Annotated in this window: 31 protein-coding genes and 1 riboswitch; of the genes, 22 read left to right on the top strand and 9 right to left on the bottom strand. The window is 40.9% G+C overall.

The window, feature by feature from the left end; genetic code table 11:
• Positions 1-76: 76 nt before the first annotated feature.
• Both ACR42H_RS17040 and clpP read left to right on the top strand, forming a co-directional pair.
• The gene (locus ACR42H_RS17040) at positions 77-751 is read left to right on the top strand and encodes a sigma-70 family RNA polymerase sigma factor (RefSeq protein WP_113881465.1); all 675 of its coding nucleotides are present in this window, start codon (positions 77-79) and stop codon (positions 749-751) included.
• Positions 752-777: 26 nt separating this feature from the next.
• Positions 778-1,359, top strand: a complete 582-nt coding sequence (gene clpP / locus ACR42H_RS17035) for an ATP-dependent Clp endopeptidase proteolytic subunit ClpP (RefSeq protein WP_071155714.1) — start codon at positions 778-780, stop codon at positions 1,357-1,359.
• Between the two features lie 44 nt (positions 1,360-1,403).
• Here clpP and ACR42H_RS17030 read toward each other — a convergent pair whose 3' ends face one another.
• The gene (locus tag ACR42H_RS17030) at positions 1,404-2,063 is read right to left on the bottom strand and encodes a GntR family transcriptional regulator (RefSeq protein ID WP_009333678.1); all 660 of its coding nucleotides are present in this window, start codon (positions 2,061-2,063) and stop codon (positions 1,404-1,406) included.
• Between the two features lie 294 nt (positions 2,064-2,357).
• Here ACR42H_RS17030 and brnQ point away from each other — a divergent pair, with 294 nt between their 5' ends.
• On the top strand, positions 2,358-3,710 hold the full coding sequence (gene brnQ, locus ACR42H_RS17025; RefSeq protein WP_113881466.1) for a branched-chain amino acid transport system II carrier protein: 1,353 nt from the start codon (positions 2,358-2,360) through the stop codon (positions 3,708-3,710).
• Positions 3,711-3,850: 140 nt separating this feature from the next.
• Positions 3,851-3,954: riboswitch (purine riboswitch) on the top strand.
• Positions 3,955-4,083: 129 nt separating this feature from the next.
• Positions 4,084-4,953 (top strand): 5'-methylthioadenosine/S-adenosylhomocysteine nucleosidase, encoded by an 870-nt coding sequence (locus ACR42H_RS17020; RefSeq protein WP_113881467.1) that lies wholly within the window; start codon positions 4,084-4,086, stop codon positions 4,951-4,953.
• 351 nt (positions 4,954-5,304) lie between these two features.
• Here ACR42H_RS17020 and ACR42H_RS17015 read toward each other — a convergent pair whose 3' ends face one another.
• Positions 5,305-5,616: a winged helix-turn-helix transcriptional regulator gene (locus ACR42H_RS17015; protein ID WP_113881468.1), complete on the bottom strand. Its 312-nt coding sequence runs from the start codon at positions 5,614-5,616 to the stop codon at positions 5,305-5,307.
• Between the two features lie 146 nt (positions 5,617-5,762).
• On the opposite strand from ACR42H_RS17015, the gene ACR42H_RS17010 reads away from it, so the two are divergent.
• From ACR42H_RS17010 to ACR42H_RS16980, 7 genes are all read left to right on the top strand, one after another.
• Positions 5,763-6,167: a DoxX family protein gene (locus tag ACR42H_RS17010; RefSeq protein WP_113881469.1), complete on the top strand. Its 405-nt coding sequence runs from the start codon at positions 5,763-5,765 to the stop codon at positions 6,165-6,167.
• Between the two features lie 17 nt (positions 6,168-6,184).
• Positions 6,185-7,033 (top strand): VOC family protein, encoded by an 849-nt coding sequence (locus ACR42H_RS17005; protein ID WP_436372092.1) that lies wholly within the window; start codon positions 6,185-6,187, stop codon positions 7,031-7,033.
• 23 nt (positions 7,034-7,056) lie between these two features.
• Positions 7,057-7,647: an NADPH-dependent FMN reductase gene (locus tag ACR42H_RS17000; protein ID WP_113881471.1), complete on the top strand. Its 591-nt coding sequence runs from the start codon at positions 7,057-7,059 to the stop codon at positions 7,645-7,647.
• A gap of 117 nt (positions 7,648-7,764) precedes the next feature.
• Complete coding sequence (locus ACR42H_RS16995) at positions 7,765-8,493, top strand: ZIP family metal transporter (protein ID WP_113881472.1); 729 nt, start codon at positions 7,765-7,767, stop codon at positions 8,491-8,493.
• 76 nt (positions 8,494-8,569) lie between these two features.
• The gene (locus ACR42H_RS16990) at positions 8,570-8,854 is read left to right on the top strand and encodes a YrhK family protein (protein ID WP_436372089.1); all 285 of its coding nucleotides are present in this window, start codon (positions 8,570-8,572) and stop codon (positions 8,852-8,854) included.
• A gap of 102 nt (positions 8,855-8,956) precedes the next feature.
• Entirely contained in the window at positions 8,957-9,166 is a 210-nt protein-coding gene (locus ACR42H_RS16985) for a DUF2187 family protein (protein WP_113881474.1), read from the top strand.
• A gap of 195 nt (positions 9,167-9,361) precedes the next feature.
• Positions 9,362-10,087: an MOSC domain-containing protein gene (locus tag ACR42H_RS16980; protein ID WP_436376985.1), complete on the top strand. Its 726-nt coding sequence runs from the start codon at positions 9,362-9,364 to the stop codon at positions 10,085-10,087.
• A 76-nt stretch (positions 10,088-10,163) separates the two neighbouring features.
• On the opposite strand, the gene ACR42H_RS16975 is transcribed toward ACR42H_RS16980, so the two are convergent.
• Complete coding sequence (locus ACR42H_RS16975) at positions 10,164-11,384, bottom strand: MFS transporter (RefSeq protein ID WP_436372087.1); 1,221 nt, start codon at positions 11,382-11,384, stop codon at positions 10,164-10,166.
• Between the two features lie 206 nt (positions 11,385-11,590).
• Between ACR42H_RS16975 and ACR42H_RS16970 the strand changes: the two genes are divergently transcribed.
• The 3 genes from ACR42H_RS16970 (at position 11,591) to ACR42H_RS16960 (ending at position 14,166) form a co-directional block, all read left to right on the top strand.
• Positions 11,591-12,049 (top strand): NUDIX hydrolase, encoded by a 459-nt coding sequence (locus ACR42H_RS16970; RefSeq protein ID WP_436372085.1) that lies wholly within the window; start codon positions 11,591-11,593, stop codon positions 12,047-12,049.
• The gene (locus ACR42H_RS16965) at positions 12,046-12,786 is read left to right on the top strand and encodes a class I SAM-dependent methyltransferase (RefSeq protein ID WP_113881477.1); all 741 of its coding nucleotides are present in this window, start codon (positions 12,046-12,048) and stop codon (positions 12,784-12,786) included. The genes ACR42H_RS16970 and ACR42H_RS16965 overlap by 4 nt, the downstream gene beginning before the upstream one ends.
• Positions 12,787-12,888: 102 nt before the next feature.
• Positions 12,889-14,166 (top strand): hypothetical protein, encoded by a 1,278-nt coding sequence (locus ACR42H_RS16960; RefSeq protein ID WP_436372083.1) that lies wholly within the window; start codon positions 12,889-12,891, stop codon positions 14,164-14,166.
• A 380-nt stretch (positions 14,167-14,546) separates the two neighbouring features.
• Here the strand turns inward: ACR42H_RS16960 and ACR42H_RS16955 are convergent, their stop codons facing one another.
• Positions 14,547-15,035, bottom strand: a complete 489-nt coding sequence (locus tag ACR42H_RS16955; RefSeq protein ID WP_436372081.1) for a J domain-containing protein — start codon at positions 15,033-15,035, stop codon at positions 14,547-14,549.
• Between the two features lie 208 nt (positions 15,036-15,243).
• Between ACR42H_RS16955 and ACR42H_RS16950 the strand changes: the two genes are divergently transcribed.
• Positions 15,244-15,372, top strand: a complete 129-nt coding sequence (locus ACR42H_RS16950) for a hypothetical protein (protein ID WP_258549807.1) — start codon at positions 15,244-15,246, stop codon at positions 15,370-15,372.
• Positions 15,373-15,518: 146 nt separating this feature from the next.
• Here the strand turns inward: ACR42H_RS16950 and ACR42H_RS16945 are convergent, their stop codons facing one another.
• Together ACR42H_RS16945 and ACR42H_RS16940 are read right to left on the bottom strand one after the other, a co-directional pair.
• Positions 15,519-15,761 (bottom strand): DUF2164 domain-containing protein, encoded by a 243-nt coding sequence (locus ACR42H_RS16945; protein ID WP_019382696.1) that lies wholly within the window; start codon positions 15,759-15,761, stop codon positions 15,519-15,521.
• A gap of 117 nt (positions 15,762-15,878) precedes the next feature.
• Positions 15,879-16,055 carry a hypothetical protein gene (locus tag ACR42H_RS16940; protein WP_436372078.1) on the bottom strand — a complete coding sequence of 59 codons (177 nt, stop codon included), beginning with the start codon at positions 16,053-16,055 and terminating at the stop codon, positions 15,879-15,881.
• Positions 16,056-16,146: 91 nt separating this feature from the next.
• Between ACR42H_RS16940 and ACR42H_RS16935 the strand changes: the two genes are divergently transcribed.
• From ACR42H_RS16935 to ACR42H_RS16915, 5 genes are all read left to right on the top strand, one after another.
• Positions 16,147-17,109 (top strand): LacI family DNA-binding transcriptional regulator, encoded by a 963-nt coding sequence (locus ACR42H_RS16935; protein ID WP_113881480.1) that lies wholly within the window; start codon positions 16,147-16,149, stop codon positions 17,107-17,109.
• A gap of 383 nt (positions 17,110-17,492) precedes the next feature.
• Entirely contained in the window at positions 17,493-17,966 is a 474-nt protein-coding gene (locus tag ACR42H_RS16930; protein ID WP_113881481.1) for a hypothetical protein, read from the top strand.
• The gene (locus ACR42H_RS16925) at positions 17,963-18,472 is read left to right on the top strand and encodes a hypothetical protein (protein WP_113881482.1); all 510 of its coding nucleotides are present in this window, start codon (positions 17,963-17,965) and stop codon (positions 18,470-18,472) included. The genes ACR42H_RS16930 and ACR42H_RS16925 overlap by 4 nt, the downstream gene beginning before the upstream one ends.
• A gap of 110 nt (positions 18,473-18,582) precedes the next feature.
• On the top strand, positions 18,583-18,777 hold the full coding sequence (locus tag ACR42H_RS16920; RefSeq protein WP_113881483.1) for a transcription initiation factor TFIIIB: 195 nt from the start codon (positions 18,583-18,585) through the stop codon (positions 18,775-18,777).
• Positions 18,778-18,905: 128 nt separating this feature from the next.
• Positions 18,906-19,106, top strand: a complete 201-nt coding sequence (locus ACR42H_RS16915) for a hypothetical protein (protein ID WP_436372075.1) — start codon at positions 18,906-18,908, stop codon at positions 19,104-19,106.
• A 55-nt stretch (positions 19,107-19,161) separates the two neighbouring features.
• Here the strand turns inward: ACR42H_RS16915 and ACR42H_RS16910 are convergent, their stop codons facing one another.
• Positions 19,162-20,154, bottom strand: a complete 993-nt coding sequence (locus ACR42H_RS16910; protein WP_436372073.1) for a 3-oxoacyl-ACP synthase III family protein — start codon at positions 20,152-20,154, stop codon at positions 19,162-19,164.
• 115 nt (positions 20,155-20,269) lie between these two features.
• The gene (locus ACR42H_RS16905; RefSeq protein WP_436372071.1) at positions 20,270-21,691 is read right to left on the bottom strand and encodes a vWA domain-containing protein; all 1,422 of its coding nucleotides are present in this window, start codon (positions 21,689-21,691) and stop codon (positions 20,270-20,272) included.
• A gap of 147 nt (positions 21,692-21,838) precedes the next feature.
• Between ACR42H_RS16905 and ACR42H_RS16900 the strand changes: the two genes are divergently transcribed.
• Together ACR42H_RS16900 and ACR42H_RS16895 are read left to right on the top strand one after the other, a co-directional pair.
• Entirely contained in the window at positions 21,839-22,381 is a 543-nt protein-coding gene (locus ACR42H_RS16900) for a GNAT family N-acetyltransferase (protein WP_113881487.1), read from the top strand.
• Positions 22,382-22,451: 70 nt separating this feature from the next.
• Positions 22,452-22,793 carry a n-acetylglutamate synthase gene (locus tag ACR42H_RS16895; RefSeq protein ID WP_113881488.1) on the top strand — a complete coding sequence of 114 codons (342 nt, stop codon included), beginning with the start codon at positions 22,452-22,454 and terminating at the stop codon, positions 22,791-22,793.
• Positions 22,794-22,825: 32 nt separating this feature from the next.
• Here ACR42H_RS16895 and ACR42H_RS16890 read toward each other — a convergent pair whose 3' ends face one another.
• Positions 22,826-24,061, bottom strand: a complete 1,236-nt coding sequence (locus tag ACR42H_RS16890; protein ID WP_436372068.1) for a Bcr/CflA family efflux MFS transporter — start codon at positions 24,059-24,061, stop codon at positions 22,826-22,828.
• Positions 24,062-24,177: the final 116 nt, after the last annotated feature.

Below are 24,177 nucleotides of genomic sequence, written 5' to 3'. Positions count from 1 at the left end.
AATATGAACCCCCGTATCTTTTTGTTCTCTTATTCCGTTATAGAAGCAGAGATGTATTAAAGGAGTGAACAGGTTTATGAAGCAAGGGAAAGTTCAGGCTAAATCAAGGGATTTCTTAAAGCAGAAGGAAAGCTGTATTGCAGATATCTATCCTTCACTGCAGCGTTATAGCCGGTTTCTTGCACAGAACCGCTGGGACGGGGACGATCTAGCCCATGAGGCAATCATCCGCGCATATAAAAGCTATTCGCCCGAGAAAGTTAATCAGGCTCTTTTGAAGAAGATTGTCTATAATTGCTGGATGGACACTCTTAGAAACAGAAAGCGGGAAAAGCTTCAAGAGGCGCCTGAACGGGAAATGAAGGAGTTCAGCCCTGATGGCGGAGAAGCAATCACCCATCTCCTTAATAGGCTGACATTAAAGCAGGCAGTTGTTTTTACGCTGAAGGAAGGGTTTCAATATCAAACAAAAGAGATTGCTGATATTCTTCGGACCACTGAATTTGCAGTGAAGTCCTCGCTGAACCGAGCACGGAAGCAGCTTCAGCAACCAGTAGAAGATGAGACTGAGGCTTCTTTTGCAAATGAGGAAGAAGAAAAGTTATTTCATCTGCTGCAGCAATCAGTGGCTGCGGAAGACCCGTCCATCCTGATAAAAACAATACCTTTCCTGCGATCCCTTGAAAGCCATGCCCAAAAGCCTGTACTGTCCGTTCCATCTTCTTCTAATACTCTCTGTATGGCGGCATAGATCCGCAATGAACAGGAGGGATACAGGTGACAGCAATACCATATGTCATTGAGCAGTCCAGCAAGGGAGAACGTTCCTATGATATTTACTCACGGCTGTTGAAAGACAGGATTATCATGATAGGAGAAGAGATTAATGATGTGGTTGCCAATAGTGTGATTGCCCAGCTGCTGTTTCTTGCAGCTGAATCTCCTGAAAAGGATATCTCCCTTTATATTAATAGTCCAGGCGGGTCGACAACCGCAGGGTTTGCCATCTTTGACACGATTCAATATATAAAGCCTGATGTGAGAACGATTTGTACGGGAATGGCCGCATCATTTGGTGCGATGCTTCTCCTTGCAGGAAAAAAAGGAAAACGCTACAGCCTTCCGAACAGCGAAATCATGATTCATCAGCCTCTTGGCGGAGCAAGAGGCCAGGCGACCGAAATCGAGATATCTGCAAAACGGATCATAAAACTTAGGGAGCATATTAATGGAATTATTGCAGAACGAACTGGTCAGCCTATAGAAAAAGTAGCGCGGGACACGGACCGCGATTATTTCATGACTGCCGAAGAAGCAAAGGAATACGGGATTATCGATGAAATTATCTATAAAAGCTAGAAAAAAAGAAAAAGCAGCCGATGGAGGCTGCTTTTTCCGTTTGATCATTTTTCCTCGGAGTAGTACTCGTCAATTGCCCGAAGCCAGTTGACGCGTGCAATGTGCCCGGCTTTTTCTCTGTCTTTTTGTTCAAAAGCTTTTAATATATCTTCATGTTCTTCTATAGAGCGTTCTTTCAAAATAATTGTTTTATTGTAGTAAAGCCGCATGACATGAGCCTGAAGCATGGAAGCTGTATTCGAGATATAAGGATTCTGAGCCAGATCTATAATAATATTATGAAACTTCTCATCCTGCTTCAAAGCTGTGAAGGTATCTCCCGCAATTAGAGCTTTAGCGAATTTATGATTAATATCCCTAAGTATATTAATCGTTTCCTGGCTGATAACAGGAGCAGCCAATTCTGCAGCCAGTGCCTGCAATACGCCTAATGGGGGCAGGATTTTACTAATATCTTCAGGATTAACTGAAGTGACCTGCGTTCCAACCCCGGGAAACATTTCGACGAACCCTTGAACATTCAGCAGCTGAAGAGCTTCCCTGATGGGGGTCCGGCTGACACCTAATGCTTTTGCAAGATCGGCATCATTCAATTTTTCTTTCGGCTGGAGTGTGCCGTCAATGATCCACTCCTGGATTTGGGAGAAGGCGCGATCCTTAGCTGACACACGGGTAGGTGATGAATAATTGGAGGGTATCGGCATAGCTGTAACCACCTTTTCATTTCATGCAATTCATCTGTGAAATTAAAGTTATTTCCAGTAGATTATAAATTTAGTATATAGAAGTATCTTGAAAAATTCAATATATCGCATAATTCGACAAAAACTTTTGTGCGATATATTGCATAAGTATTTTGAATATGTTATCTTGAGTTATGCAATATATTACTAGCGTACGAAAATAATAATGTTACAGCGCTATAATTTTTCGGAAAATTTAAATTTTACAAAATAAGATAATCATTTAAGACAGACAGATTAATAGGAGGAATTGAAATGACCAGCAAAATACCATTCTCATATATTGTGACAGTTGGTTTTATGTTATTTGCCTTATTTTTTGGGGCAGGAAACTTAATTTTCCCTGCGATGCTTGGCCAATCGGCAGGAACGAATGTATGGTCAGCGAACGCTGGCTTCATAATCACAGGTGTAGGTTTGCCTCTTCTTGGTATACTGGCTTTGGGCTTCTCGGGAAAAAGTGATCTGCAATCACTGGCGAGCCGTGTCAATCCATTTTTCGGACTGGCCTTCACAGTGGCCCTGTACTTATCAATTGGACCGCTTTTTGCTATTCCGAGAACAGCTACAGTTTCATACGAAATCGGAATTAAGCCTTATCTATCAGAAGGAAGCGGTTCAATCGGATTAATCGTATTTTCAGTTATTTTCTTTGGCATTACCGTTTTTTTCTCTTTAAATTCTTCAAAGATTGTTGATATTGTAGGAAAATATTTAACTCCGATTCTTCTAATTGTAATCGCGGTTTTAATCGGTGCTGCATTCTTCAATCCAATGGGTGCATTCCAGGCTCCGACTGAAGCCTATATGAATGGTGCATTCTTTAAAGGGTTCCAGGAAGGCTATCTGACAATGGATGCACTGGCAGCATTTGTATTCGGTATTATCGTTGTAAATGCTGTGAAGGAAAAAGGCGCAGTAACTAAGAAGGATATCATGGTATCCATTGCGAAGGCAGGTGTGATTGCTTCTGGTCTATTAGCAGTCATTTATACATCGCTGTCCTTTATTGGGGCTTCAAGTGTCAGCGGTCTTGGAGCATTGGATAATGGCGGTGCTGTTCTATCTGGTGCATCTTCCCATTACTTTGGCTCATTTGGTGCACTGCTCTTAAGTGTCATTGTTTTTGGAGCATGTTTGACAACCAGCATTGGCTTAATTACAGCTTGTTCTTCATACTTCAATAAACTGATGCCAAAAGTTTCTTACAAAATGTTCGTGATTGTTTTATCTATATTCAGTGCAATTTTTGCCAACTTTGGCTTAAGCCAGCTTATCGCCATTTCCGTCCCTGTACTGGTGGGAATCTATCCATTGGCAATTGCATTGATGGCTCTTACTTTCCTGCATCCGATTTTTAAAGGCAAGAAAGAAGTTTATCAGGGAAGCATGCTTTTCACCTTTGTGGTAAGTTTGTTTGATGGTTTGAATGCAGCAGGTATTACGTTTGCACCAATCAATGACCTATTCAGTGCAATCCTTCCTTTATATGATGTTGGGTTAGGCTGGATTGTCCCTGCTATTGCAGGTGGTCTGATCGGTCTGGCTGCTGCTGCAATAAAGAATGACAGCCAATCAACTTCTGCTGATGCAAAAAAAGCAGCATAATGATTAGAGCCTCCAGTTTAATACTGGAGGTTTTTTTGATGAATGAATATAGTTTAATTACGAATATTAAATAGTTAATATGAACTAAATGTTCGTATTTGGGTTGAAAATCCACGTGCTAATTGTTATATTTTTATTGTAATCTTATAAATTTCATCACTCGTATATGCTCGGTAATATGGTCTGAGTGTTTCTACCTGGTTCCCAATGAAAGAACCGGACTACGGGTTAAAGTATAGGAATGGCCGCAATCTTTATTGCAGCTGCTTTAACTCTATGGTCTGGAAGGTAGAAATCATTCTGCTTTTACAGGCCTTTTTCTATGGTTAGAACTTCGAGTGTATCAGACATCAAGAAAAGGGGAGAACGTACTATGAAAAAGAAATTAACTTCACTCGCTGCGATTGCAGCACTGTCTGCAGCGATGCTTGCAGGATGCTCTTCGGCTGCAAAATTAGAAACGAAGGCTGAGGGGGCCCAAAAGCCAATTCTTATCCAGGGACCAATGCCGATCGAGGCCGAAAAGTTTGCTGAACGATTAGATAAAGTCAAAGTTGAAAAATCAGGGAACTTTGTCTTTTATAAAGGAAAGCTGGACAAGTACCCGGTTATCGTTGCTAAAACCGGAAAAGGGATGGAAAATACGGCGGCTGCCACAGCAATTGCCATTGAAAAGTATGATCCAGCTGCCATCATCAATCAGGGGACTTCAGGCGGCCATGATCCAAGCCTGAATGTGTATGATATCGTTTTAGGAGAAAGAACAGTCAATATCGGATCATTGAAGACTGGCCATTTGGAAGAAGGGGAAGGGATTGAACCAACCAATTGGATCCCAATGGACCTGATGGCTTCTGAGGGAAGTGCCGGTGAAGACCCTGATGCAGAAAAGATTCGTTATTATGATGGAGATGAAAATCTTCTTGCTGCTGCCAATGCAGTAAAAGATAAGCACAAGAAGGGCAAGGTAGTCGAGGGGACAATCGGTTCAGCGGACCTATGGAATAACGAAGTTGACCGCATCAATTGGTTCCACGAAAACTACGGAACATCGGTAGAAGAAATGGAAGGCGCTGCAGCCGCGCAGATTGCCGGAGCATACGATGTTCCATTCCTGGGAATTCGTATTCTTTCTAATAACAAAACAAACGGGGGCCAATACGATCCCAACACTGCTGCTGCAAACCAGGATTACGTATATGAAGTCGTAAAACAGTATATTTCAGAGATAAAAGGAAAATAAATTGGCTATATAACAGGTGAAGGACGAATCCGAGAGAATGAGTCCGAAGATGGAGCAACTTAGGACAGGGTAATGATAAGTCCGAGGAATTGAGTCCGAAGTCGAGGCACGTTCGGACAGAAGAAGCAAGATTCTGAGAGAATGAGTCCGAAGACGGAGCAACTTCGGACAGAGTAAGGATAAATCCGAGGAAATGAGTCCGAAGTCGAGGCACCTTCAGACAGAAGATTCGAGAATCCAAAAAATGAGTCCGAGCTCGCCAGTCCAAATAGGAATAACCACGATCAAAAGATATAACGCAAAAAAGAGTCTTCCAAAAAGGGAGACTCTTTTTTGATATTCATATATAAATTAAGCCTCTAACCAGTTCTGCGACCATTTTTCTATTTCTTTCATCAGCGGCTCCATGGCAAGGCCTTTTTCTGTCAGGGAATATTCGATTCTTACAGGAGTTTCAGGGTAAACCTCGCGTTTTACGACCCCCTCATTCTCCAGGTCCTTTAACCGGTCTGAAAGAACTTTGCCGCTTATCCCTATAGAGGATTCTATACTGCAGAACCGCTGTGGCCCGTTGAGCAATTGATAAATGATCAATCCGGTCCAGCGCTGGCTCAATATGCCGATGGCTTTTTCAAATCTTGGACAAATTAGCGACTTTTCCATTAGTATCACTCCTTGTTTTTATTATAATCATAAACCGAAAATAATTAAATCACTAAATATAAAATAATTACTTGACGTAACTTTATATTGATAATATACTAACTTACATAAAGTAAGCAACTAACATTAAATTCAAGGAGGAAAACATGAACAAAAACGAATTAGGACATTTCATTCTGCGAGTAATTTTAGGATTTATTTTCTTTATTCATGGATTATCAAAATTTCAGGGAGGCATAAGCAATACTGCCGGTTTCTTCGATAGTATCGGTATTCCTGGTTTTATGGCTTATGCCGTTGGCGTAATCGAGCTGGCAGGAGGCATAGCACTTATTTTGGGAATTGGCACTAAAATGGTTTCAGTACTATTTGCCTTCATCATGCTGGGAGCAATCTTTACTGCTAAGCTGCCCGCTGGCCTGCTGGGGAACGGCCAAATGGCGGGATATGAATTAGATTTAATCCTGCTGGCTGCATCGATCTATTTTGTATTAGCTAAGGAATCATCACTGTCTCTTGGGAGCAAATTAACACAATCAAAGCCAAACTAATGAGAGGGGAAATTTACATGAACTTTCATCAGAAACCGATTACCTTTGTAGCTCAGGTCAACCTGAAGGTACAGGATCTTGAACGGTCACTGGCATTCTATAAAGAAGTAATTGGATTTAAAGTGTTAACAAAAACTGACAGAATTGCCCAGCTTACTGCAGATGGCACTAGCGCCTTACTGACCATCGAACAGCCGGAAAATGTTGAACCTGCAATGGGAAGAACAACAGGTTTGTATCATTTCGCCCTGCTCCTCCCACAGCGTTCTGATCTGGCTAATATAGTGCGGCATTTCATCGGGATTGGTCTGCAGTTTGGTTCGTCAGACCATCTTGTCAGCGAAGCACTCTACCTGTCAGATCCGGATGGCAATGGGATAGAAATCTATACTGACCGTAACCCTTCCGAATGGACATGGAGAAACGGGGAAGTAAATATGACAGTTGATCCCCTGGACTTCCCTGACCTGCTGTCAAATGGGCAGCAGCAGTCCTGGAAAGGCCTGCCCGGCGGTACGGTCATGGGGCATATTCATTTGCATGTGGCAGAACTGGCAAATACCGAGACGTTTTACACAGAGGGGCTGGGATTTGAAGCAGTCTGCCGATATGGCACACAGGCATTGTTCATTTCGAGCGGAAAATATCACCACCATATTGGTTTGAATACATGGAATGGAGTAGGAGCCCCGCAGCCTGCAGCGAATAGTGCTGGGCTACAATCCTTCAAGCTCATTTTTGAAAATGAAGCAGCCAGAGATCAGGCAGTGGAAAATTTGAAAAAGATAGGTGCGGATTCAGCAATTGAGAATAATCAGGTGATTACTAAAGACCCTTCGGGGAATCGAATTGTTTTAGGATTTTAAATTATCATCAGGTGGTGTGAATCATGGGTTTTTTTAATCAATTATTTGGAAGAAAATCTAAGGAGGAACAAACAATGAGCGAGAAATTAAATATTGGGATTATCTTAGGAAGCACACGTCAGGGGAGAGTTAGCCCTCAGGTTGGATCATGGGTAAAAGAAATTGCCGATAAACGGGGGGATGCCAATTATGAGATTGTAGATATCGCTGATTTCAAATTGCCATTCTTAGGAGAAGCTGATTCACCAGGAATTGCTTCATGGAATGAGAAGCTTAACAGTCTGGATGGATTCATATTCATCGTTCAAGAGTACAACCACAGTATTACAGGGGCATTAAAAAATGCACTTGATCTAGCACGTGACCCTTGGAACAATAAAGCAGCAGGAATTGTAAGCTATGGTTCAACTGGCGGTGCGAGAGCTGCTGAACATCTGCGCGGAATCATGGGTGAATTGATGATCGCTGATGTGAGAGTGCATCCAACATTGTCTTTATTTACTGATTTTGAAAATGGTACAGTATTTAAACCTCAAGATCTTCATCTCGATAATGTGAACGCAATGATTGACCAAGTGATATCCTGGAGCGGTGCATTAAAAACTATTAGATAGAGTATAAGCAGAACCCTCGAGGTTCTGCTTTTTTAATCTTATTCTGAATAGTGGTTTTTAGTGTGGATCAAAAGGAAATAACTAAAGTAACAAAACAAAATGGAAGAGGTGAACTTGATGTGGAATGCTGCACTATGGGGAGGGGTCTCTGGATCAGCTGTCCTTTTAGGCGCAATGGCAGCCATGTTTTTGCCCATCCGAAAAAAAATGATCGGTTACATTATGGCATTCGGAACAGGTGTCCTGATTGGTGCAGCCTCATATGAGCTTCTTGGGGAGTCAGTCCATAACGGCGGCTTACTGCCGACAGGCATAGGATTTGTGGCTGGAGCTATTATCTTTACCCTTTTTGATATTATGATTTCAAATAAGGGGGCTAAGAACCGGAAAAGATCCGGCCATAAAGCAGCAGCCAGCAGCGGAATAGTCCTTTTTGCCGGGACCATTATGGATGCCATTCCAGAATCAATCATGATCGGGACAAGCCTGCTTGAAGGAGGAAAGGTGAGTTTTCTATTGGTGACGGCCATTTTTATCAGCAATTTTCCAGAAGGCCTTTCCAGTACCTCGGGAATGAAAAAGAGCGGCTATTCAAAAAAGAAAATTATCCTCCTTTGGAGTTCAGTATTTGTCATTGCGGGAATTGCTTCGATGGCTGGATACATATTTTTGGATGGAGCTTCAAAAGAGGTCCTATCAGGCATTGCAGGATTTGCTGGTGGTGCAATTATTGCCATGGTTGCTTCCACGATGATGCCTGAAGCTTATGAGGACAGTGGTCCGATGACCGGATTCATTGCAGCTATCGGTTTGCTGGCTTCATTGGTGCTTGATCATTTTTCTTGATAATTCCCAGAAAATAACACCCGAATAATGAATGTTTGGCACCTTATGTGGAAAAGACAAAACAGAGGTGTTATTGATGAAGATTAGAAATATTGTAAGGGAACAGCAGGAAAATGTGCATATTGAGATAGGCGACTACGAAATGATTATTGAAAAGCGATATAGGATAGTATCATTAATTAATGATCTGCTCCTGGGTGTTTTATATTTTATCGGAAGTATATTATTTTTAACAGATGTAAGCCAGGCGGTTTCGATATCGTTTTTCCTTGCGGGAAGTATTATGATGATCATCAGGGCAGGCTTGAATATTTTGAAGGACCTTCATGTTAATAAGATAACAGGAACAAAGAGACAGTAAACCCTTTTGAAAATGAATGGGGTTTTGCGGAAGGGCGAAACGGCAATACTATCGACATAGCGAAAACCAGCTAAAAATAAAAGTTTTTAAAGGAGAATGGCCATGGCTGAAGAAACAGAAAAGGTAAGCAAAGGAAAAAAAGCAGATGTCGGCGATACGATCAGCATCTTAAGCGGTTCCGAAAAAGGAAAAAAGGGCAGAGTAATCGTGGTACGGGATAACTCAGTCATTGTTGAGCTGGGGATTGATCCAAAAAAGGATGAGCCCATAAAAACGGTAATCAGCCATAAGCGCTATAAAGTCGTTAAATAAAAAGGGAGGATTAAGGTGAAATCTGAGCCAAAACGAACATCTGCGTCGATACCTTCTGACGTCCGTGCAAAAATTATTCAATCGGACAAGGATGAGAAAGCAAAGCGACAAACAAAACGGCCGCAGTAAAAAATCCATGACAGCCGAACGCGCTGTCATGGATTTTTCTAATGTTTGAAGGGAGCTGCAGGGACAGTGCTGATAGGACATGTTAAAGAGATTGTCCGCTATCCGGTGAAAAGCTTTCACGGGGAAAGTGTGAAAAAAACAAAGGTAATGGAATATGGGTTGTATGGGGATCGCAGCCATGCCTACCTGGATGAATCAAGGCCGGGGAAATATTTGACGATTACTCAGTTTCCGGAAATGGTCAGGTATAAAGCAGCGTTAATGGGAGAAGAAAATGAGAATATGTTTCCTCCAGTAAGAATTACAACTCCGGACGGCAGACGGATTCCCTGGGATGATAAAGAATTGCTAAAAGAAATGGAAAATCAATCCTCAAGGAAGATCACTCCAGTGAAATATAATCCAGCCCATGTACCTGAAGGAGCAATTGAAGAGGAAAATATTCTATTAGTGACAGACGCATCCCTTGAAAAAATGAAGGAGCTGTGTGGAAAGGAGAGGCTGGACTTCCAGCGGTTTCGCCCGAATTTAATCATTTCCCTATTAAAAGATGAACCTTTTATTGAGGAAAGCTGGTTTGGGAAGACAATGAAAATTGGCCGTGCTGAATTTCAAGTTAAGCGTCATTGCGAACGGTGTATGATTATTACAGTAGATCCAGAGAGCGGGGAGAGGGATCCTAGTTTGCATAAAGTGGTTATCAGGGAAAGGGATAATCACTTCGGTGTGTATTCCACAGTCAGGAATACAGGTGAAATTTCGGCAGGGGATGGGGTTTATCTTTTTGATTAAGTACTTGTTTGTACCTTGTCAATAAACAAAGTTATCATTCAATAAAGCTGGCCCAGTTTATGAACTGGGCTCCTGATTATGCACTTTGACTCATTTTCTTACCTTTTTTATGCCTCCCCGCAGAAAAAATCAGGACGATAATGCTTGCAGATATTAATGTCCCATGGAAGATCCAGACCATTTTAGCTAATGAGAATACTTCCAGTACAAGTGGAGCGGCAACAAATCCAAGTGCAAAGCCTAATGATTTTAAGAGCATGCCTACTCCAAAAATTCTGCCTCTGATGTGGTTGTCTGTCTTTTGCAGGATTGTGGCATGCAGAGTTGTGAAACAGGCATCAAAAACCCCAGTTAAAAAGGCAAACGGCAGAATGATCCATAAGCTATGATTGGACAGGAAGGTGATAAATCCTGCGGACATAAGCATGGCTGATACAAAGCATGCAAAATAGAGGCGGTTTTCCCGGAGGCTTTTCAATTTTGGCAGGATCATAGTTGCTAATACCGATCCAATTCCCCATACACCCCAAATTAATCCATAGTAAAAACTTTGTTTGCTGCTGTCTATATTTTCGGCCAGCAGCGGAATCCCCAAATTATGAGAAGCCCCTGCGAAGGCCCCAATAAGAAAGACAATATTGACAAGAAGCAGCATCGGTTTAAATAATATAAACGAATAAACTTCTTTCAAATCCCTGCCAATGCTGGCCAGTTTCTCTTTAAAGCCGCTGCTGACCCTTTTATTCACGGCTGATTCTGACGTTTGCCATTTCATTTTTAATAAAACGAGTGCTGAAATGACGTAGGTTGAGGCATCAATGATTAAAGTTATCTGGTATCCAAGGAAATCAGTTATGACTCCAGCCCCGATAAAACCAAACACCAGGCTGACAGATGTTAATCGGGAAATTAATGCATTCGTCTCCAGTACTTTATCCTCGCCAAAAATCTGAGGAATTTCTGCGCTGTAGCTAACTGCAAAAAAGCTTGATGTCAATCCGATTAAGAAGCAAACAATCAGAATCATGATTGGATTTGGAAAAGGTATTAAGCCTAAAATGATGACTGCACGGAATACATCCGTCCAAATCATAATTTTTCGGCGGTCAAAGCGATCGGCCAGAACTCCTGAGAAAAGACTTGATAAAACGCCCCCAAGTGTCCTGATGGCCATTGTCGCTGCAAGCCAGCCAGAGCTTCCGGTGGCCGCATACATGAGCACATTAATGGCAATCAGGTCCATGAACGTACCCAAATCGGAAAAAGCTTTTACATACAGAAAAATTTTGCGGTTCATGCGTGTCTCCCTGGTTCTCAAAGATGTTTTCTGTTTTATTTTAAAGATTTTGAATTTAATTCGCAATACGAAATTTCAGATTTTTGATTTGCCGATTTTGGCATAAAGGATAATCACATAGGAATGTGGAATAAATGATTGGAGAAACGTTGAAAGCAAGACTGAATGACTGATACAAGCAGCCATTATACAAAGAAGGTAAGAGAATGAGCAATATATTCGGGAACCCCAAAAAAGGACTTGATTATAAAATACGCAAGGGTGCTTACGCTGTTATATTCAACCCGGAAAATGAAAAAGTATTAAGTGTGCAAATTCAGTCTGGCCATTACTTTCTGCCAGGCGGTGGAATAGAAAAAGGTGAAAGTGAAATCGAATGCCTGAAAAGGGAAGTGCTGGAGGAGACCGGCTATGAGATTTCGAATTTCTTCTTTATCGGCAATGCAAAGAGCTATTTGCCGCAGATCAAGAAAAGGCCAATGCTAAGTGACGGGTATTTTTATCTGGCTGATTTGGGGGATAAAATACAAGAGCCGACTGAAGAAGACCATGTAATAAAGTGGATTGAAACGGAAAGAATAGCAGAAGTATTTGTTCATGGGCACCACATATGGGCGGTCCGGGAAGGGATAAGATATAAAAAGCAGGAGGGGGAAGGTGAATGATTGCCTACTACGGTGAACTCTGCACAAAGATGTATGAAAGTGATAAATCAATAGCAGAGGATCCAGAGCTGAGCTTTTACCTATCATATGTAAAAGGCAGGAAAATGAAAGTATTGGAGCCGATGTGCGGAAATGGAAGAATGCTTATACCCTTCATCCAGCATGGCATCGACACTGATGGTTTTGATATTTCAGAAGACATGCTGAAAGTCTGTAAGGAAAAGGCTGGGAAATTAAACTTAAAGCCTAATGTTTTTCAGAAAAAGATAGAAGAGTTTAATAGTGCTAAAAAATACGATTTAATTATGATCCCTTATGGTTCTTTTTCACTTTTGCCTGACTCCCTGGTAAATATAAGCCTTCAAAATCTAAAGAATTCCCTAAATAAAGGCGGTAAAATGCTTCTTACCATTGTAGAAAAAGATAATGAAATAGAAGAAGCTGCAGAATGGACAGAAACGAACAGGAAGGAATTAGAGGGACAGACCATTATAGAAAATAGAAAAATAGCTTATGATGAGGAAACGAAGATCCTGCATATCCAGCTGAAGTATGATGCCGTTGGAGAGGCAATCGCGGAAAGAACAGAACTGATGGATTTTCCCATACGGCTCTATGATCCAGGTGAATTCAATAGAGTGCTCAAAGATATCGGGTTTAGGCAAATCGCCGTTCGTGATGTTAGCGATGGGTACGGAGATGGACAATCTTTTCCTGTTTATGAATGTACGAAATGACAAGCTGTGATCTTGACGGCTTTTTTTTCAGTTTTGCAGGAGGGATAAGGATTTTTTATTAAATTACTAAGTGCCAGCATTCATCGAGAGAGGGTGCTTTATATGGAACTGGAAGAAATAAGTGATTCAAATAAACGTTTGAGGCTGAATAAAAAGATCGTGTGGGGAATAGCGATTATTTTGGTCCCCTTAGCGATGTTTTATTTAGATAAGCAAAAGTTATACAAGGAAGAAAAACCGCCAATGCCCACTGTGCTATATGGAGAGCAGGAGTTATATCCGATCTTAGGCTCTTATACATGGAACGCAGGAGAAATTGAGAAGGAGATAAAAGATCTTACCCAATTGATTGAATATCAGAATGCTGAATTTCGCGAGAATCTTAACATACAATTTCCTAAAAATCAGCAGCCGATCTTCATTGCAAGAGGAAACTACTATAATGGCGAAATTAAAGCAGAGCCATATCAAACACTTTATCGTGAATTTGCATTTTTACGAAACGAATCACGCAAAGAAATATATTCTATAAAAGCCTACTGGAAGGACGGCAAGCGGGCTGAATATATCATACCTGTTAACATTAAAGAGATTAGTCCTGAAAAGAACTATCTGGCAAGGAATAAAGGGTATCATTCACTTCTGATTGTTGGGGATACCGATAAAAATGTGATGGATGAACTCTATTCAGAACCATTTCACTTTCTTTTCGAAACAAGCAGTTCATTAGATCTAAAGGATGCAAATGCTATTTATCCTGAATTACAAGTAAAGGAAGAGCCAAGCTATATTTTATTTGATCATACGAAGGAAGCGTTTCGCACAGCTTCTCTAGAAGAGTTAATGAAATATATGAAGGAAAATACGTATTCTAAAAAAAGTTCAATAGTGGGAAGAGTCACAAAGCTGGATCGTAATCTGGGAGTAATCCAAGTGGATGATAACGTTTTTACTTCAGCAGATATTAGAGATCTTAAAGTTGGACAGAAAATCTCTTTAGAGGTGAAACAGCTAAATAAGGACATCCCTTACTATCGAATAATCGAGGACATCAAGGTGATAAAAGCTGCTGACGCTGTCTTTTCCGCTGCTAAATGGCTTGCGAAAGATGCTGAAAAGGTTTCTATTCTTGCTATTGGACCAACTGCCTTTACTGAGCAGTTTAAATCTCCAAATAAGGAAGACTTCAAGCTGGTGGAAAATATAGAGTTTCAAGAGACACTCACATTAAAAAATGGAGAGGCAGTCACTGGTGCTGCTGTTTATGTATTTAATGATAAGGAATTAGTTTTCCAGACGGATGAATTTGGCGAGCTGCTGAACTATTTATTTGAGTTTGAAATGTTAATGCCTGCAAGAAAGGAAAGAAGCGGGCTCTAGGGCAGCGAAAGGAAAATGAAGGTGCTCCTCCAATTATCAATAAAGATAAATTAATTTTAATGAGATTTTATCGCCCAACAAAAACAAGAGAGCAGGCAGAAGATTGGGTCAGCTGGCCCCTGCATAATTATCGTACATATGATGTGGGCCGTTGGAGAAGAATTGCTAATTGTTTGCGAGACGTGAATGGAGAAAAGCCTATGCGACGGAAGCGGCATTAGTCTGTAAAGAATATGAGTTAAAAGCTAAAAAAATAAAAAGCTGGTTTCCATTATAAATATGAACAATCTTGCTGCTATCCTTGTTGCAGAAAAAGGAATAAACATTCCACAGAGCGGAAAATAAGATGTATGAATATTTCATATCAATCGTTTAGGATTTTAGAAGATTTTTTTATAATGTTCATTAAACACCTTAAAAAGCCTTTCATCACCGCCTCGGTCTGGATGGAGGGCTTTTAGAATTTTCTTGAATTCTTTTCGGACTAATTGCATGTCCTCATCAGGCTTCAGGCCCAGAAGCTTTCTAGGCTTGATTTCTTCATCAGCGATCATATTTTGCGCTTGTATCATTTTCTTCAATGATTTAACTTTGGATTCCTCTATTTGGACTCGGGTATTCAGAATCTCTATATGTCCTTTAAGATCTTTAACCTGCAGGAGGATTCCTTCTAGTTTTTGCTGATAAAGCTCTTCATGTTTTTTAATGATGAAATCAGTGAGATCCTTCGTCTTAATTGTGTAGCTGATTTGCCTCCTGGGGCTTCGTTCCGCTTTCATTTTTCCTTCTTCAATCCAGCGCTCAACGTCTGCCCCATTCGCCTTTATTCCAGCTTTAAGTAATTGTGCCACAGCATCAGTAATGTTCATTCTTCATGCTCACTCTCTATAAAATCTAATTTAGCATTCAAAAACATCATATCATTGAACACTTTCAGAAAAATCACAAGCAGATGACATAGTATTAAAGTTTATTTACGCTGGTAACGCCATCATTTCAAAGAACGGGAATTATTAGAAAATTAGGTGGGATCTTGATATAATGTAAAAAACTGGACACGGGAGGATGGGAATTATAATGAAGAAAATGTTCAAATTTGCAGTGTGGGTTGCTGCTTTTCCGTTTATTTTGCTGTGGACGATCTTTTTTGATTCGAGCGGCAACTCTGCCATGTTTGTGAATGATGTATTAAATGATAAGAAATAGGTTGAAGAAATCCTAAAATTAAGATTGATTGTTAGCTGGACCAATCGGACTTGTATGGGCATTTGGACTCCCGTACATCCTCATTCGAAACCTTAGAGTCCAGATGAGGGAGTCTTATGCCCGTTAGACGGCTATAAATTGAAGAATTACTTTATAGGACGCTCGAGAGTCAGGATTTCATCCTCCATAGAAGCATATTGCTGCTCCACTACATGCTTTACATCTGAAATCGCTGCATTGTAAAAATGCGGGGCCAATGATTCTTTAACAAAATCCAGCACCCTTTCTGCACCGAACTCAGATATTTCCTCATCCCTTTCTTCAGAGAAAAAAATCTGGATATCCTCGATCATCTTTTGCTGCTGCTCTTTTGTTATTTTTAAAAACATGCCATGCCTTCCTTTCGGTTTTGGATATATGTTACTATACACGGAAATTTCATCAAAAGGGAGGCTGTTATTTTTAAAAGAAATATGTACAGCAGGAAAACGGAAAGCACCTGCCAGCTACTTATGTGATGTTTCATCGCCATATACATCAAAGAGAAGGCGGTAATAATCTTTTACATAAATGTCTTTGTTTGCAGCCTTCTTTTTCGGATAGAGAGAAATAGGGATAGATGACAAGGCAAGAATCGAACTGCATAATAGAACCAGATATAATATTCCAGATAGAATGTACATTTAGGATACCTCCTTGAGTTGTTAAAAAAAGCTTAAATTATGAAACGCATTTCAGAGCAAGAAAAAAGTGAAAAAATAATTAGGTGGTTTTATGGCAAATATAAAAGACATCGCTAAAAAGGCAGGAGTTTCAGTTACGACCGTATCCAGAGTGCTGAATAATCATCCTTATGTGAGTGAGGATAAAAGGGAAGCTGTTTTGCGGGTGATGGAGGAATTCAATTATCAGCGAAATATTAATGCTGTCCATTTAAGCAAAGGAGAAACACTGCTTATAGGGGTCGTGGTTCCTTTTACCAATCACCCTTATTTCGGCCTGCTGGTAGAAGGGATTGCAAATGAGGCCATGAAAAACAACTATAAGTTAGTTCTTTTTCAAACAAATTACCAGGAAGACAGGGAGATTGAAGCGCTAAAGATGCTGCAGCATAAACAAATCGACTCTTTAATCATTTGTTCCAGAATCTGCGAATGGGATGTCATCAATCAGTTTACTGAGTATGGCTCCATTGTTCTCTGTGAAGATGCAAGGAATCGTAATGTATCATCTACTTTTATCGACCATTACATGAGTTTCTCTAATGCTTTAGAGTATCTGCATAACAAAGGGCATCAGAAAATCGGGTATTGTATCGGAAGAAAGACTGGTGCCAACAGCAGGCAGCGCGGAAAGGCTTATGCTGACTTTTTAAAAAGAATTGACGAACCATATAAGGAAGAATATATCTTCTATGAATGTCTGCATTTTGAGCATGGCGAAGAAGTGGTACGGCGTTTGGCAAGCTTGGATAATCCCCCATCTGCTTTGCTGGTAACAAGTGATTTCGCTGCTGCCGGAATTGTAACTTCCTGCAGGGAAAAAGGCATCCATATTCCGGATGACCTGGCAATCATGGGATTTGATAACCAGCCAATAGCCAAAATCATGCACATTACCACACTTGAAATTCCGCTGGTTCAAATGGGAAGGCAGCTGCTTCTCCAAGCCATTGATGGTAAAAAGCACACACATGAGGAGATATCGGTGAAGCTGATCGAACGGCAAACCGTATAGCAGAAAGAAGGTTAATGCGGCTGTTCTCCCAGCCGTTCTTTTTTTGTTATGAATCTGTGCTACGAAGGCACTAATCGAGTGATGCCAATTCTGACTGGAGAAAATCTATGGAAACAGTCCGTAGCCTGTGTGCATTTCGGCTGGAAGAGGAGAAATCCGAGGTAGAGAGTCCGAACTAGCCTCGCCTTCGGACAGGAGAGACAGAGTTAGAAGAGAGTGAGTCCGAACCTGACAGCTTCCGATATAGAGTATGTATTCTGAAACAACCAGTCTGAACCCGATGCTCCGAACTATAGAATACAGACCAACACTCAAGAGCCAACGAAGGAATATTTGTACTTGTCCAAGCCAATACTAACAAAAAAGTATGGGGCTGAATTTACATGGGATTTGTACTTATAATTTTTCTAGCCTGGCTGGTGCTAATGCTGTTTACATCAATGAATAAAAAGCTGACATTTATTGAAAATACCTTCGTCTATTTGGTGGCGTTAGTCATCAATGTCAATTTTACATGGATTGTGTATGAAGAGTTGAATATGGCGAAAATTTCCCAGCAGATCTTAGATAATTCCGCGTTCTTAATACATAGAAGTATTACTCTTCCGCTCACAGTTGCTATCACACTAAATTTATTCAGGACAGCGCCTTCCTTTGGTTCAAAGTTTTTAAAAACCATCCTGTCAGTGTTGTTCCTTGTTTTGGCAGTGGTGATTGCCCGTTATTTTGACATTGTGGATTATAGAAAGTGGAATATCGGTTATGAAATAATATATTTATTCCTCCTGCATTTAGTGGTTCAATCCCTGCTGAAGTATTTTGGACAGCTTAAAACTAGAGGGGTGAAAGAAGCATGAAATTATGGGAGGATTTCGGCGGCAATGAACTCTTTCTTTTAATAACTGCTGCTGCTGCCTATCTTGTGTATTTTTTACTTTTAAGAAGGCCGGATAAGCTGCCCAAGCAAATCAGAATCCTGAGCCTGCTATGGGGAATGTCCATTGGTATTCTTTATGATTTCACAATAGGCGGAGGGAGGACAGATTTTTATAAGATAAACGATTTAAATAATTATGAAGTGACAGATGTTCTTTATTATTTATTATTCGCCCCATTCGGATATTTCTTTTTTTATTTTTATGAAAAAATGAAAATCGGCAAAAAAACATTCATTATATATGTTTTGGTATGGGCGTTATTAGGTGTTTTCTTTCAATGGGTGTTAACTGCTGCGGGAATCATTACGCTGCAGAAAGGGTATCGGATCGCTCACTCTTTTCCTATCTTTCTGCTGACTCAAACACTGACAGGAGTTTATATCCAGGTGCTCAAATCCAAAGAACAGCTTTCAGCAGCAGAATAGACAAACGAAGGCGGCCACAACAATATGGCCGCAGTTTTTTGCTTTCATGAAACCTTTTGCGGCTTCTGCTCGTATCTACTTAGTATAAGTAGCAGAATGGGGGATTTATAATGAAAGTGGAAAAATGTCCTAAGTGCGGATCGAGTGAATTGGGGAAAGGGAAGCATTCGGGTTATGGAGCCATGTTCCCTGTCAATAAGATGAGCCTCGGTTCTGATATTGAGTATGTTATTTGCACCAGCTGCGGTTTTATCATTGAGGGGTATGTGAAGAAGCCGGAAAAATTTAATAGTACATTGTTTTAAAACGTTTATTAAACGTCTTTTAAATTTATTGAAAAATGCTTACCAGGAAAATTAAAATTCAAAGGTGTATAATAACATTCTAGAGATTCATTTAATCTGATAAGCTATAGGAGCACCAAGATAAGATCATGAAAAAATATAAATTAAAGAATCATTTTAAAGGATTAAAGAAGGGAACACACTTTTACCTGATTGCTGAATCTGAATTTATTGGCATTAAAGAGTATGTTTTGCGTACAAAAGACTTAGAGATCAGGATTTCTATTAATGAAAGCGAGCTGAACAGGCATTTTACTTTAATGCACAGTTATGCTTCCAATGAGGATTAATTCATCCCCTTTATTGTGCTTGTAACATAATAAAAAAAGCCCCATTTAGGCGGCCTTAAATTAGTAGTTTCGATGTTTGACCCCAGCGCATGACAATGGCTCCCCAGCCGAGACCTGCACCATAGCCAGCCAATACAACCACATCCCCGTCTTTTATTTTGCCTTCCTTCACTTCTTCATGAAGCCCAATAGCTATCGTAGGTGCAGAAGAGTTTCCGTAATATTGTATGGTTTTGGTATGAACTTTTTCCATAGGAAAGCCGAGCCGTGCTGTACCTGCTTCAATAATCCGCAAGTTGGATTGGTGAGGGATGATGAAATCCACTTCCTGCAAGCTCAGGCCAGAGAGCTCCAAAACTTTATGAACCGCTTTGGGAAATCTGTCTACTGCAAATTCAAAAACGGCTCTTCCATCCATCTTGATGTGCTTGTTTTCATCTAGATGAAGATATTTCCCCCCGCTTCCATCCATTTGCATATGGATGCCGAGAATACCTTTGCCTTTATCCACCTGACCTAAGACAACAGCGGCAGCTCCATCCGAGAACAGCAGCGCCGTCTTTTTATCCATCGGATTCAAGAGGGATGAGCATTTGTCGACAGCGATGACTAATACGTTTTTATACATTCCTGTCTGAACAAATTGGGCCCCGGTTGCCAGGGCTGTGATAAAGCTGGAACAGCCTGAATGAAGGTCCAGCCCTGCGCATTGCGCAGCGCCGATTCTGTCCTGAACCAGCGCAGCCGTAATGTGGGTGTCATGTGTGTTTGTTCCAATAATGACCATGTCAATATCCTTCGGGTTCACCCCTGCATCTTCTATCGCACGTTTTCCGGCAATTTCGCACATATCTGTAAGTGATGAGTCTGGAGATTCGTAGCGTCTTTCCAGTATGCCTGTTTTTCTGCATATTTCTTCATGTGTAATATCGAAACGTTTGGCAATCATCTCATTCGTTATAATATTTTCTGGAATATTTACACCAATTCCTAAAACACCTGCACTGAACAAAGCACTGACCTCCCGGTATAAGTTAATTTTTACCATTACATTTTATCACATAATTGGACAAATTTTGCAATATTTAAAGTTTTATATTTTTATTAAATTAAAAAATACTCAGAGCATTTCGCCCTGAGCAATTTTCACTTCATAAGTTCTTTTACCAAATGTCACCGCGATCTTTCTTTAGAGCCTTCATTTTTTCAACCCATTCGTCGACTCTCTGTTTGATTTCATCACGTTGTTCATCAGCTGTATTTCGATTTTTTTCATAGAGTTCTGAATAGAGGTCCTTCATTTGCTCGCTTCGTTCATAGCCCCAATCACGAAGTTCTGATCGCTGCTCAGCAGTGATCCAGCCGTTGTCTCCCATGATCGTAACAGCATCAAGGATCCGATGTGCTTCACGCCTGCCGATCGTAAATAATTGGCGGGGATAAACTTCTCCCAGTTTATACTCATCCATCATTTCCCATGGGCTTGGCGACAGAGTAAATGCCCAGGCCAGGTCGCCGGCAGAAGGAAGCCACTCGTATTGGATCGTGCTTTTCAATTCATCCGGGTTATCCGCTTTTAAATATTCCCCATTGCCGGCTTCGGCTACTGCCTTTAATTGGTTCTCGGCTTTCCCATCTACATCAAACCCAATGATATTCACAGTATTGCTTCTGTTGTTTTTCACAAGGTTTTTACTGGCCGAGACGGGGTCGCCATCACATGTTTCGGCACCGTCACTGACAATGTAGATTGTTGTTGACCCATCATAACCGCTGCTCATTTCTGCCGCTTTTTGAATGGCACCGGCAAGCGGTGTCCATCCCTTGCTTTCAAATGAATCAACGGCTTCGTGAAACTCTTTTTTTGAATATTTGCCTATAGGATAGACTTCCTCTACTCCTGAACAGGAAATTTCTTTATCAGCGTCTGCTTCAGAGCCTTTATGGCCATATACAACAAGGGAAACTTCGCTGCTTTGGCCAATTGTCTGGGCGAAACTTTTAACGGCACTCTTAGCAATATCCATTTTTATTTTGCCGCCTGCCTGGAGCAGCATGCTTGAGCTGGCATCAAGAAGAATAATGGCCTGTTCTGATGCCTTTTTTTCTTCCCCAGGCTCTGATTTAGTGGGGTCCTGAAGGTAAGGCTCCTCAAAATCTGGTGTGTAAGCATTGGACTTTTCAATGATTTCTTTATAATTTGGGCTCGCCAGCAGGGAAAGAAGCCCTTTTTTAATTGAGTCTGTATCTTTCGTTTCATTCGTCAGTTCTTCCAGTTTAGGGGTCATCTTGCTTATAAGTTCAGGATCGGTTTCAGGCACATTGAATTCAATGGCCTCAATGTCCTTTTCGTATGTGAGCCCGTCCATTAATGCTCCAGGGGTCAATTTCAGCAGGCTTTCTTCTGAAACCTCTAAATGAATATTCTCAGACTCTGCTAAAATGCTTTCCTGCTTTTTTTCTTTCTTGTCTTCTTGTTTTTGTTCTTCTTTACCTGATGAATCAGCTGCCGCTTTCTCTTTGTCATTGCTGCATGCTGAAAGAATCAATGCGGCAAACAGCAGCCATAAAGCATAACGTTTCACATAAATTCTCCTTTTTATTTAAGTTTTACTAATAATAGAGTCTAACATGGATAAAGCGGGGTTTGAAGTAATTTCCATATTTGATAGGATTTTTTTACAGCATTTTGGTATAGTTGAAGGAAGATATAATGCAGAGGAGGCAATCCATTGGAAACAGTATTTCCGTTCCTTGAAACAGAAAGATTAATTTTAAGAGAAGCAACTGAAGAAGATGCAAAAGATATGTTTGTATACCTGTCAGATCACCTGGTTGTAAAGCATATGGGAATCTCGGCCTGTGAATCTGTCGAAGAGGTGCTGGATGAAATAGAATGGTATAAATCCATTTATAAAAATCGCACAGGAATACGCTGGGGCATCACCCTAAAGGATTCCGGGAAGGTCATAGGGAGCTGCGGTTTCCTAAACAGGAACCCCAGACATTTCCGAAGTGAAGTCGGTTATGAATTAAGCAGAGAGCATTGGGGAAAAGGGATAGCCAATGAAGCTCTTGAGAGAGTTTTAAAATTTGGATTTGAACAGCTTGAACTTGAAAGGATAGAAGCCCTGATTGAACCTAAAAACCTCTCATCCCAAAAGCTGGTTGAGAGACAGGGCTTCACGAGAGAAGGTTTGCTGAGACATTATGAATATACAAATGGAAAGTTTGATGATTTGTATATGTACTCAATTTTAAAAGGGGATTTGTAGAAAGACTGAAGCTTTGGAATACATATTAGGGTCTAGAGTAAAAAACCAGATCCGCTGGGAGGATATTATAATGAACTACAATGGCCGTACCTTTGTTTCCGTGCAAAATACAGATAATGGAGAAGTATCTTCAAAAACTTTTTTCCAGTATAAACAGGAGGGGAACATTATATCTGCTGCTTATGGCGGGGGAGAGATTATTCAGGGGACACTTATTGGAATTGTAAATGAAGATGGCAGTTTAGAATTTAGATATAACCATGTAAATAACAAAAATGAAATCCGGGGTGGAAAGTGTCACTCAAAACCGGAAATATTGCAAGACGGCCGAATAAGGCTTTATGAAAATTGGCAATGGCAGGATGATGAAGGGACCGAGGGTCATTCGATTATAGAGGAAGTAAAAGAATAAAGCGGCCAGGTGGGCAGGGAAGCCGGAGGGGATTACCCCTCCGCATGCAGTTTCAGGTTCTGTCTGCTTCTTTTTGTTTTTTCTTTTGTTAATGTGAAGAAGAAAATAAAGCCGATGAATGATGTTACAAACAAGATGGCTCCCATTGGTACCGCAGTGGTTTCATCAATGCTCACTAAAGGGGAAACAGCTGAACCCAGTACTAAAGGAAGCATTCCGATAACGGCGCTGGCACTGCCTGCACGGCGACCCTGATTTTTCATGGCCAATGTAAATGAGCTGGTGATGATCATCCCCATAGAAGTCATATAAATAAAAATCGGTATGACAAGCATGAACAGCGGCCCTTTAATAATGGTCATGATTAAAAGTAAAGAAGTGGCACTGACGGCAATGCAGACGGCTGTCCGGAGCAGGCTTCTTTCCGGAATGATACCTGCCAGGCGGCCAATTAGGAAACTTCCCGTAATGATGGCCAATCCATTAATGCCAAACAGGATGCTGAACACCTGAGGCGAAACCCCATAAATCCCCTGATAGACAAAAGGTGTCCCCGAAACATAAGCAAAGCTTCCGCCATGTATGAATCCTACGATAAGGGCATACCCAATGAATGATCGGTCTCTGAAAAGGCCCGCCATGCTTTTAATGGAAATACCGATAGAGCTTGGGACCCTTTTTTCTTGAGGAAGGGTTTCTTTTAATCGGAAATAGATAACGATGGTAATAAATAATCCCAAAAAGCTTAGAAAATAAAATATGGTTTCCCAGCTGGCAAAAGGAAGCAGAAGCAGGGCACCGCCTGTCATCGGTGCTATCATCGGAGCTGTTGCATTAATGACCATAAGCAGGGCAAAAAATTTCGTGAGCTCTTTTCCGCTGAACACATCACGGACAACTGCCCGTGAAAGGACGATACCTGCAGATGCGGTTAATCCCTGCAGAAAGCGGGCTGCAATAAAGGCTGTAATATTAGGTGAAATGGCGCATAAAAGGGAAGATAATGCAAAAAGAGAGATCCCGATTAGAAGAGGTTTTCTTCTTCCATGGGAATCACTGAGCGGCCCCACAATAACCTGCCCAGCCGCAAGGCCAATCAAACAGGCTGTTAAACTCATCTGAACAAGTGAAGCTCTGGCACTGAAGTCCTCAGCGATATCTGGAAAGCCTGGCAAATACATATCAATATTGAATGGCCCCAATATTCCAAGCATGCTAAGGAGAAAAGCCAGCGCAAGCCTCTCTTTTCCAGTAGGATTGTGAATCATGTTAAACACCTTTCTTTCTGCGAAGCTGTTAATCTTTTACATAAATATGGCTAGTATACGCCAGGTGCAGGGGGATGTCCAGCGGAGAATACTGTAAATAAAAAAATCCATGGCCA

Origin of the sequence: Cytobacillus sp. BC1816, assembly GCF_051353635.1 — a bacterium.
GTDB lineage: Bacteria > Bacillota > Bacilli > Bacillales > Cytobacillaceae > Cytobacillus > Cytobacillus oceanisediminis_C.
Note: the sequence above shows the minus strand (reverse complement) of the source record. Positions and strands in the feature narration are given on the sequence as shown.

Excerpts from the sequence above, each read along its gene's own strand:
- ACR42H_RS16945 (WP_019382696.1), bottom strand. The coding sequence starts at position 15,761 with ATGTTTTTAAAAATAACAAAAGAGCAGCAGCAAAAGATGATCGAGGAT.
- ACR42H_RS17005 (WP_436372092.1), top strand. The coding sequence starts at position 6,185 with ATGAACTTTCATCAGAAACCGATTACCTTTGTAGCTCAGGTCAACCTG.
- ACR42H_RS17040 (WP_113881465.1), top strand. The coding sequence starts at position 77 with ATGAAGCAAGGGAAAGTTCAGGCTAAATCAAGGGATTTCTTAAAGCAG.
- ACR42H_RS16920 (WP_113881483.1), top strand. The coding sequence starts at position 18,583 with ATGAAAGTGGAAAAATGTCCTAAGTGCGGATCGAGTGAATTGGGGAAA.
- ACR42H_RS16975 (WP_436372087.1), bottom strand. The coding sequence starts at position 11,384 with ATGAACCGCAAAATTTTTCTGTATGTAAAAGCTTTTTCCGATTTGGGT.
- ACR42H_RS16890 (WP_436372068.1), bottom strand. The coding sequence starts at position 24,061 with ATGATTCACAATCCTACTGGAAAAGAGAGGCTTGCGCTGGCTTTTCTC.
- ACR42H_RS16955 (WP_436372081.1), bottom strand. The coding sequence starts at position 15,035 with ATGAACATTACTGATGCTGTGGCACAATTACTTAAAGCTGGAATAAAG.
- ACR42H_RS17020 (WP_113881467.1), top strand. The coding sequence starts at position 4,084 with ATGAAAAAGAAATTAACTTCACTCGCTGCGATTGCAGCACTGTCTGCA.
- ACR42H_RS16970 (WP_436372085.1), top strand. The coding sequence starts at position 11,591 with ATGAGCAATATATTCGGGAACCCCAAAAAAGGACTTGATTATAAAATA.
- ACR42H_RS16965 (WP_113881477.1), top strand. The coding sequence starts at position 12,046 with ATGATTGCCTACTACGGTGAACTCTGCACAAAGATGTATGAAAGTGAT.
- ACR42H_RS16985 (WP_113881474.1), top strand. The coding sequence starts at position 8,957 with ATGGCTGAAGAAACAGAAAAGGTAAGCAAAGGAAAAAAAGCAGATGTC.
- ACR42H_RS16935 (WP_113881480.1), top strand. The coding sequence starts at position 16,147 with ATGGCAAATATAAAAGACATCGCTAAAAAGGCAGGAGTTTCAGTTACG.
- ACR42H_RS16990 (WP_436372089.1), top strand. The coding sequence starts at position 8,570 with ATGAAGATTAGAAATATTGTAAGGGAACAGCAGGAAAATGTGCATATT.
- ACR42H_RS17010 (WP_113881469.1), top strand. The coding sequence starts at position 5,763 with ATGAACAAAAACGAATTAGGACATTTCATTCTGCGAGTAATTTTAGGA.
- ACR42H_RS16995 (WP_113881472.1), top strand. The coding sequence starts at position 7,765 with ATGTGGAATGCTGCACTATGGGGAGGGGTCTCTGGATCAGCTGTCCTT.
- ACR42H_RS16910 (WP_436372073.1), bottom strand. The coding sequence starts at position 20,154 with ATGGTAAAAATTAACTTATACCGGGAGGTCAGTGCTTTGTTCAGTGCA.
- ACR42H_RS16925 (WP_113881482.1), top strand. The coding sequence starts at position 17,963 with ATGAAATTATGGGAGGATTTCGGCGGCAATGAACTCTTTCTTTTAATA.
- ACR42H_RS17015 (WP_113881468.1), bottom strand. The coding sequence starts at position 5,616 with ATGGAAAAGTCGCTAATTTGTCCAAGATTTGAAAAAGCCATCGGCATA.
- ACR42H_RS16940 (WP_436372078.1), bottom strand. The coding sequence starts at position 16,055 with ATGTACATTCTATCTGGAATATTATATCTGGTTCTATTATGCAGTTCG.
- ACR42H_RS17000 (WP_113881471.1), top strand. The coding sequence starts at position 7,057 with ATGGGTTTTTTTAATCAATTATTTGGAAGAAAATCTAAGGAGGAACAA.
- ACR42H_RS16950 (WP_258549807.1), top strand. The coding sequence starts at position 15,244 with ATGAAGAAAATGTTCAAATTTGCAGTGTGGGTTGCTGCTTTTCCGTTT.
- ACR42H_RS16915 (WP_436372075.1), top strand. The coding sequence starts at position 18,906 with ATGAAAAAATATAAATTAAAGAATCATTTTAAAGGATTAAAGAAGGGA.
- ACR42H_RS16895 (WP_113881488.1), top strand. The coding sequence starts at position 22,452 with ATGAACTACAATGGCCGTACCTTTGTTTCCGTGCAAAATACAGATAAT.
- brnQ (WP_113881466.1), top strand. The coding sequence starts at position 2,358 with ATGACCAGCAAAATACCATTCTCATATATTGTGACAGTTGGTTTTATG.
- ACR42H_RS16930 (WP_113881481.1), top strand. The coding sequence starts at position 17,493 with ATGGGATTTGTACTTATAATTTTTCTAGCCTGGCTGGTGCTAATGCTG.
- ACR42H_RS16960 (WP_436372083.1), top strand. The coding sequence starts at position 12,889 with ATGGAACTGGAAGAAATAAGTGATTCAAATAAACGTTTGAGGCTGAAT.
- ACR42H_RS17030 (WP_009333678.1), bottom strand. The coding sequence starts at position 2,063 with ATGCCGATACCCTCCAATTATTCATCACCTACCCGTGTGTCAGCTAAG.